The 4767-nt window shown below is 26.3% G+C and carries 4 protein-coding genes; all 4 read left to right on the forward strand.

What is annotated here, in order from left to right:
- Positions 1-1288 (forward strand): Asp-tRNA(Asn)/Glu-tRNA(Gln) amidotransferase subunit GatB (gatB, locus tag J7G74_RS15065; RefSeq protein ID WP_297136839.1); only part of this gene is annotated, 1288 nt, incomplete at its 5' end.
- 165 nt (positions 1289-1453) lie between these two features.
- The gene (gene cls, locus J7G74_RS15070) at positions 1454-2989 is read left to right on the forward strand and encodes a cardiolipin synthase (RefSeq protein WP_297136841.1); all 1536 of its coding nucleotides are present in this window, start codon (positions 1454-1456) and stop codon (positions 2987-2989) included.
- Between the two features lie 352 nt (positions 2990-3341).
- Positions 3342-3833 carry a YdcF family protein gene (locus tag J7G74_RS15075; RefSeq protein WP_297136842.1) on the forward strand — a complete coding sequence of 164 codons (492 nt, stop codon included), beginning with the start codon at positions 3342-3344 and terminating at the stop codon, positions 3831-3833.
- A 123-nt stretch (positions 3834-3956) separates the two neighbouring features.
- A partial coding sequence (locus J7G74_RS15080; RefSeq protein WP_330616599.1) for a mechanosensitive ion channel family protein occupies positions 3957-4767 on the forward strand: 811 nt, incomplete at its 3' end.

A 4767-nucleotide genomic window follows, 5' to 3' on the forward strand; every position in this document is an offset into this window, starting at 1 on the left:
AAATGAAGAAGTAGTTAATCTAGCTATAAAAGCTGGCAAAGCAGTAAAGTGTAGAATAAATAATTACAACAAAATGGATAGAAAAAATTATTTTTATCCAGACTTAACTAAAAACTATCAGACTTCACAGTATGATATACCTATTTGTAGTGAAGGGTCAGTAAAATTTAATTATGAAGGAAGAGAAGTTTCTGTTAGAATTAATAGGATACATATAGAAGAAGATGCAGGAAAACTTGTTCACTTAGAAGGTGAACCAATTTCGTTAATAGACTATAATAGGGCTGGTATACCACTTATTGAGATTGTTACTGAGCCGGACTTGAGGTCTCCAGGTGAAGCTGCTACATTTATGAGAGAGTTAAAATCAATACTTGAATACTCTGGAGTATCTGATTGCCGTATGGAACAAGGGTCATTAAGATGTGATGCAAATATTTCAATTAGGCCTTATAATCAAAAAGAGTATGGAACAAAAGTAGAAATTAAAAATATAAACTCTTTTAGAGAAGTTCAAAAAGCTTTAGAAAATGAAGAAAAGAGACAAAAAGAATTATATCAATTGGGTGAAGAATATAAAATAAAACAAGAAACTAGAAGATGGGATGCTGCTAAAGCAAAAACTATTTCTATGCGTTCTAAGGAAGAAGCTCACGATTACAGATACTTTCCAGAACCAGATTTAACACCTATAATAATATCTCAAGAAAAGGTAGAAAAAATAGCATTAAGTTTACCAGAAATGCCAATAGCAAAAAGAGCCAGGTTTGTAAAGGAGTATGGAATAAGCGAAAAAGAAGCTTCAATTATAATAGAAAGTAAAATACTGGCTAAATACTATGAGGATGTAGTAGATATTGGAGCAAATCCTAAAACAGTATGTAACTATATTCTTGGTGATTTACTTCGATTATTAAATTCTAATAATATGAAAATAGAAGAAATAAAAATATCACCTAAAAACTTAGCAGATTTAATTAAAATCATAGAAGAAGGAAAAATAAGTAATACTGCTGGTAAAGAAGTATTTAAAGATATGTTTGAAAGTAATAAATCACCAATGATTATTGTAGAAGAAAAAGGATTAGAACAGATAAGTTGTGATGATGAAATAGAAAAGTTAGTAGATAGAGTACTAAATGATAATCCAAAGTCTATTCAAGATTTTAAATTAGGAAAGACTAAAGCTATAGGATTTTTAATGGGACAAGTTATGGGATTATCAAAGGGTAAAGTAAACCCTTCAATTGCTAAGCAAACTTTAGAAAATAAATTAAATAAAATATAAAAAAGAATTACTTGACATTTATTGTTAAGTAATTCTTTTTTAAGTTTTTATGTATTGAGCTTAATATTATAAATTATCATATGTAAAAGTTTCACACTTATATATAACTTAATATATACTAATATATATGTATAAATATAAGAAGGAGAAAATTAGATAATATATATGAGAAAGTTATATAAAAACTCGATTCAAAGGTTAGCATTCTTTTTTGTAACTTTAGCTATTCAGATATATCTTGTAGTTCGTATAATCTTGGAATCTAAAGAATATTTTTTATATTTCTATATAATTTCTTTAATAGTAGGTATTATTTTAGTAGTAATTATACTAAATGGTAAAAGTAATCCTAGTTACAAAATTGCTTGGATTGTGCCAATTTTAATATTACCTATCTTTGGTGGAGCCTTTTATCTTATTTATGGAGGAAATAAATTAAGTAAAAGGGAGAAGAGTAAAATGAAAATTCAAAATATTAAAATGAAAACATCATTAAGACAGGACAATAAAGTATTGATGAAATTGGAAAAGGAAAGTGAATATGCTAAAAATCAAGCATTATATATTTTAAATTATGCAGATTGTCCAATATATGAAAATACTTATAATGAATATTTATCTCCAGGAGAAATTAAGTTTAAAAAGCTAATAGAAGAATTAAAAAAAGCAAAACATTTTATTTTCTTAGAGTACTTTATTATAGAAGAAGGGATAATGTGGAATACAATATTAGAAATTCTAAAAGAAAAAGTAAAAGAGGGTGTAGATGTAAGAATAATTTATGATGATGTTGGATGTGTTATGAAATTACCTTACAAGTATAATCAAGAGTTAGAAAAAATAGGTATAAAATGTAGAATATTCAATCCTTTTGTTCCAGTATTCACTAACAGATTAAATAACAGGGATCATAGAAAGATTGCTGTAATAGATGGATATGTAGGTTTTATGGGAGGTGTTAATTTAGCAGACGAATATATAAATGCCTATGAAAGATTTGGGCATTGGAAAGATGCAGCAATATTAATAAAAGGAGATGCTGTCTTTAACTTAACTGTAATGTTTTTAACTATGTGGGATTTTATAAATAATTCTGATGATGATTATATGAAATATAAGCCAGAAAATTTTACTGATAGGAAATATTTTTCAAAAGGCTATATTCAACCTTTTGATGATAGTCCATTAGTAAATGAACCTATAGGAGAGACCGTATATTTAAATCTTATAAATAAAGCTAAAAAATATATTTATATAAATACTCCTTACCTTATTATTGATAATGAAATGGCAACAGCTTTAAAAATAGCGGCAAAATCAGGTGTTGATGTTAGAATTGTAACACCCCATATTCCGGATAAATGGTTTGTTCATGCTGTTACAAAATCATACTATCAATCATTTATTAAGGATGGAATAAAAATATATGAATATACACCAGGATTCATGCATTCTAAAACATTTGTTGTAGATGATGAATATGCAGTAATAGGTAGTATAAATTTAGATTTTAGAAGTTTATATTTGCATTTTGAGTGTGGGGCATGGTTATATAAAACAGATAGCGTAGTCAGCTTAAGAGACGATTTTAAAAATACACTAAAGCTTTGCCAAGAAGTGACTTTAGAAGAATGTGAAAATATAAAATGGCCAGTTAAATTTGGTAGGTTAATTTTACGTATGTTTTCACCTTTATTATAATAAAAAGTCTTCCTTGATAGATATGAAGGGGGATTTTTTGTTATAATTAAGAACGAGTATTAAATAAAAAGGAGAAATAATGAAAAAATACATAAACTTAATGAAAAGAAATATAGATTTTATTTTGGGAGTAGTGTTTATTATATACTTTATATGCTTGATTTTTTTATCTAAACTTTATTTCAAATATATCTTCATAATTTTAGGAATATCATTTATAATTTATCATTTTATTAAAGATAAATTAAAAAATAAAAGGAAACTATATCAGATATTAAAAATAATTTTTTCTATTTTTATTTCTATTTTTATTGCTATAGAAGGAGCTATAGCATTTTATCCTAATAAAAGTATGAAAGAATGTGACTATATAATAATTCTTGGAGCATTAGTAAATAAAAATAGGCCAAGTCAAACACTACAAGACAGACTAGATGCAGCTATTGAATATCTAAATAAAAGTAAAGATGATGCTTATATTATAGTTTCTGGGGGGCAAGGTAGAGGTGAAAATATTAGTGAAGCTCAAGCAATGTATGAATATCTAATCAAAAATAATGTGGATGAAAAAATAATAATAAAAGAAGATAAATCAAGGACTACAGAAGAAAATTTTAAATACTCGAAGAAAATCATAGAAGAGCATAGCAATAAAAATATAGAAGATATAAGAATAAAAGTAGTAACAACAGATTTTCATAGCTTTAGAAGTAAGTTAATTTCACAAAAGTTTAATTATGATAGTATAAGTTTTTACACTTCTATATCAAAATATAATTTAGTGCCTTTAAATTATTTAAGAGAATTTTTTGCTATAATTCATTATTTTTTGCTTGGAAGCTAAAATGAAAATTTACAAAAATATACAAAAATTGATGATTTTTGGTTTTATGCCTTCATTCTAGACAAAAATTCTAAATCAGTGTATCATATAAATAATGCAATGAGATAGTTTGGAGGTTTTATAATGATAAAGGAAATACAAAATATGAATTTCAAAGATATGACTATATCTACAATAACTACAAAATTACTAGACTGGGCACTAGAAAGTGGAGTTAAATTAGTAATAGGAATATTATTATTAATAATAGGATTTAAAATAATAAATAAATTATCTAAAAAGTTTGTTACTTTCTCAGAGACGAAAAATATGGATATGACTCTGATAAGATTTGTTAAATCTTTTATAAATATATCATTAAAAGGATTGTTAGTTTTAGTAATAGCAGGTGGCTATTGGAAGTTAGAACTTTCAGGTCTAGCAGCAATAGTAGCTTCTGCTGGGGTTGCTATAGGTCTTGCTCTTCAAGGTAGTTTATCCAACTTTGCAGGTGGTTTTATAATACTATTACTTAGACCTTTTAAAGTAGGAGATTATGTACAGACAGGCCAGTTTGAAGGTGAAGTTGAACAAATAGGAGTATTTTATACTACATTAACAACTATAGACAATAAAGTTGTATTAATACCTAATGGAACTCTTTCAAATGGTAGTTTAATAAACTATTCTTCAAAACCTACAAGAAGAGTAGATTTAAAATTCTCTGCAAGTTATGAAAGTGATATATTAAAAGTTAAAAGGGTACTAGAAGATATCGTAAGAAGTAATCCTTTAATTTTACATGATCCAGAGCCATTTGTCGGATTATTTGAACAAGGACCAAATTCCCTTGACTTTGCTGTTAGAGTTTGGTGTAATAAAGAAAATTATTGGCCTATATATTTTGACTTACTAGAAAAAGTTAAAATAAGGTTTGATGAAGAAGGTATTTCTA

The organism is Terrisporobacter sp. (genome assembly GCF_017888745.1).
Lineage (GTDB): Bacteria > Bacillota > Clostridia > Peptostreptococcales > Peptostreptococcaceae > Terrisporobacter.